Raw genomic sequence first — 203 nt, forward strand, 5'->3', positions numbered from 1 at the left:
CCGTCGGCGCTGCGGTCCAGGACCGTGGCGCTGATGTTGTTCGTGGTGTCACAGGCGCTGTGATAGCAGGAGTCGTACGAGGCGTTGGCGGTGCCGCCCCACTTGGTGGCCTGCGCCGCCGTCTTGCGGGCGTCGGCACCGGCCGCGTAACCGGAGGTCGGGATACCGGCCGACTGGAAGGACGCGTCGTCGCTGCGGCCCTG

Annotated in this window: 1 protein-coding gene; it reads right to left on the bottom strand. The window is 70.9% G+C overall.

The features are described 5' to 3' along the window. A partial coding sequence (locus J0695_RS40175; RefSeq protein WP_206969756.1) for a M28 family peptidase occupies nucleotides 1–203 on the bottom strand: 203 nt, incomplete at both ends.

It is taken from the genome of Streptomyces beijiangensis (genome assembly GCF_017315755.1).
In the GTDB taxonomy this organism is placed as follows: Bacteria; Actinomycetota; Actinomycetes; order Streptomycetales; family Streptomycetaceae; genus Streptomyces; species Streptomyces beijiangensis.